The following is a 3245-nucleotide window of genomic DNA, read 5'->3' on the forward strand; positions in this document are numbered from 1 at the left end:
TTTTCATTTTTCTGGGGAACCCTCAGCCCTGTGGGAGAGGGTTAGGGTGAGGGCAACAGCCCGCACTATCTCAATACATACCCATAAAGCCGCTTAATCCCGTCGGCATCCTTTTCGCTGTAAACGCCCTGCAGCTCCGGCGAGAAGCCCGGCAGCAGGTTAATCCCCTCTTCCAGCGCAAGGAAGTAGCGCTGCACCGCCCCGCCCCAGACTTCTCCCGGCACCACGCACAGTACACCAGGCGGATACGGCAGCGCGCCTTCAGCAGCAATGCGCCCTTGCGCATCACGGATGCGCACCAGCTCCACGTTCCCGCGAATGTACGCCTGATTGGCATCCTGCGGATTCATCACCACCGCGGGCAGGCTCTCCTTGCGGAACATCGCCTTCTGCAGATCTTTCACATCAAAACTGACGTAGAGATCGTGCATCTCCTGACACAGCTGGCGGAGCGTGTAATCCCGGTAGCGTACCGGGTATTTCTGATAGATGGTCGGCAACACGTCCGCCAGCGGCGTATCATCTTCAATATGCTGTTCAAACTGGCCAAGCATCGCCACCAGCTGCGCCAGCTTCTCGCTGCTTTCGGCAGGCGTCAGCAGGAAGAGGATCGAGTTCAGATCGCACTTCTCCGGCACGATGCCATTTTCCCGCAGATAGTGCGCAAGGATGGTCGCCGGAATACCGAAATCAGTATATTCCCCGGTTTCAGCATCGATGCCCGGCGTGGTCAGCAGCAGCTTGCATGGATCGACAAAGTACTGATCGCGGGCATAACCCTCAAATCCGTGCCATTTCGCCCCCGGCTCAAAGCTGAAGAAGCGACGTTCGCTGGCGATGGCCTGAGTTGGATGATCCTGCCACGGACGGCCTGCCACCACTGGCGGAATAAACGGTTTGATCATATGGCAATTTGCAATGATCGCCTTACGCGCTTCAATCCCCAGCTCGACGCACTCCGCCCACAGCCTGCGTCCGCTCTCCCCTTCGTGAATTTTTGCGTTCACATCCAGCGCCGCAAACAGGGGATAAAACGGGCTGGTGGAGGCGTGCAGCATAAATGCGTTGTTCAGGCGTTTGTGCGGACAGAAACGCGCCTGACCCCGGATGTGGTTATCCTTTTTATGGATCTGCGAGGTTTGCGAGAACCCGGCCTGCTGTTTATGCACCGACTGGGTCACGAAAATGCCCGGATCGTTCTCGTTCAGCTCCAGCAACAGCGGGGAGGTTTCCGCCATCATCGGAATAAATTGCTCGTAGCCCACCCAGGCAGAGTCAAAGAGGATGTAATCGCACAGATGGCCGATCTTGTCGATCACCTGACGGGCGTTGTAGATCGTGCCATCGTAAGTGCCAAGCTGGATCACTGCCAGGCGGAACGGGCGGGTCTCGTCTGCCTTCTCCGGCGCAACGTCGCGGATCAGATTGCGCAGGTACGCGTCGTCAAAGCAGTGTTCGTCAATCCCACCGATAAAGCCAAACGGGTTACGCGCCGCTTCCAGATACACCGGCGTCGCGCCCGCCTGAATCAGGGCCCCGTGATGGTTGGATTTGTGGTTATTGCGATCAAACAGCACCAGATCGCCACGGGTCAGCAGCGCGTTGGTCACCACCTTGTTGGCCGCCGACGTACCGTTCAGCACGAAGTAGGTTTTATCCGCGTTGAACACTTTCGCGGCGAACTTTTGCGCATGCTTGGCGGAACCTTCGTGGATCAGCAGATCGCCGAGCTTCACGTCGGCATTGCACATATCGGCGCGAAAAACGTTCTCACCAAAGAAGTCATAGAACTGTCGTCCCGCCGGGTGTTTTTTGAAAAACGCCCCGTGCTGGTGGCCCGGACAGGCAAAAGTGCTGTTGCCCATTGCAACATACTGGCTCAGGGTGTCGAAAAACGGCGGTAACAGGTTCTCTTCGTAACGACTGGCGGCAGATTCCAGTTCCAGGAACTCCTGCGCTTTACCCGAGATGACAGCCGTGGCGCCATCGGGCACGTCCGTCGGCTCTTGCGAGAATAAATAGACCGGTAAATGAAAGCCCGTGCGTTTCAGCAACGCAAGAATGCCACTGCGACTCTCCGCGAGCGTAATGACGACTGCCGCCACATCGGTAAAATCAGTGTTATCCAGCGTCACCTTTTCGCGATGCGTGGACACAGTGGAAACCAGCTCACGGCTGACGGCGATTTTCATGGTTTTCATAGGCGCTATATACCCTCACCGAACGGTGAGACAGGGAGGAGAAAATTCGCGCAATAATGTCACCTTTTATTTTGAGGTGCAAGAAGGAATCAGTATGCACTTCACCACCCAAAGCTAAGCGTAAAAAAGCGCTGGCGTGTCATAATCATGCAATACCTATGATTAAGTAACAGGAGTTTTCCGTGGTTATCGGGCCATTTATCAACGCGAGTGCCGTATTGCTGGGCGGCGTACTCGGAGCAGTGTTAAGTCAGCGATTACCGGAGCGTATTCGCGTCTCTATGCCCTCCATTTTTGGCCTGGCCTCCCTCGGGATTGGCATTCTGCTGGTGATCAAATGCGCCAACCTGCCGGTTATGGTGCTGGCCACCCTGCTCGGGGCGCTAATTGGCGAGTTTTGTTATCTGGAAAAGGGGATTAACAACGCGGTCAGCAAAGCGAAAAACCTGATAACCCGTCCGGGCAAAGCCAAACACGGCACCCATGAGACGTTTATTCAAAACTACGTTGCCATCATTATTCTCTTTTGCGCCAGCGGCACCGGGATTTTCGGTTCGATGCAGGAAGGGATGACCGGTGACCCCAGCATTTTAATTGCGAAGGCGTTTCTCGATTTCTTCACCGCTACGATTTTTGCCACCACGCTCGGTATCGCGGTGGCCGCGATTTGTGTGCCAATGCTGCTGATTCAGCTGGCGCTTGCCACCTGCGCCACCCTGATCCTTCCGCTGACCACGCCCGCGATGATGGCGGATTTTACCGCCGTTGGCGGTCTACTCCTGCTGGCAACAGGGCTGCGCATCTGCGGGATCAAGATGTTCGCGGTGGTGAATATGCTGCCCGCCCTGCTGCTCGCCATGCCGCTTTCCGCGCTGTGGACCCACTTTTTCGCTTAAGATTGCGACGAACTGGTGAGAGATTGTGCATCCTGTAACGAAAACAACATTTTTCGTTGACGGCGGAGAGTGAATCGGGTTTAATGCGCCCCGTTGCCCGGATAGCTCAGTCGGTAGAGCAGGGGATTGAAAATCCCCGTGTCCTTGG

The 3245-nt window shown here is 55.9% G+C and carries 2 protein-coding genes; one reads left to right on the plus strand and one right to left on the minus strand.

Annotation, left to right across the window (positions count from 1 at the left end; translation table 11 throughout):
• Nucleotides 1-65: 65 nt before the first annotated feature.
• Entirely contained in the window at nt 66-2201 is a 2136-nt protein-coding gene (locus HX884_RS25790) for an ornithine decarboxylase (RefSeq protein WP_045293749.1), read from the minus strand.
• Between the two features lie 182 nt (nt 2202-2383).
• Between HX884_RS25790 and HX884_RS25795 the strand changes: the two genes are divergently transcribed.
• Nucleotides 2384-3097 carry a DUF554 domain-containing protein gene (locus tag HX884_RS25795; RefSeq protein WP_045293747.1) on the plus strand — a complete coding sequence of 238 codons (714 nt, stop codon included), beginning with the start codon at nt 2384-2386 and terminating at the stop codon, nt 3095-3097.
• Nucleotides 3098-3245: the final 148 nt, after the last annotated feature.

The sequence above is a fragment of the Enterobacter sp. SECR19-1250 genome (assembly GCF_013391025.1).
Taxonomy (GTDB): Bacteria; Pseudomonadota; Gammaproteobacteria; order Enterobacterales; family Enterobacteriaceae; genus Enterobacter; species Enterobacter cloacae.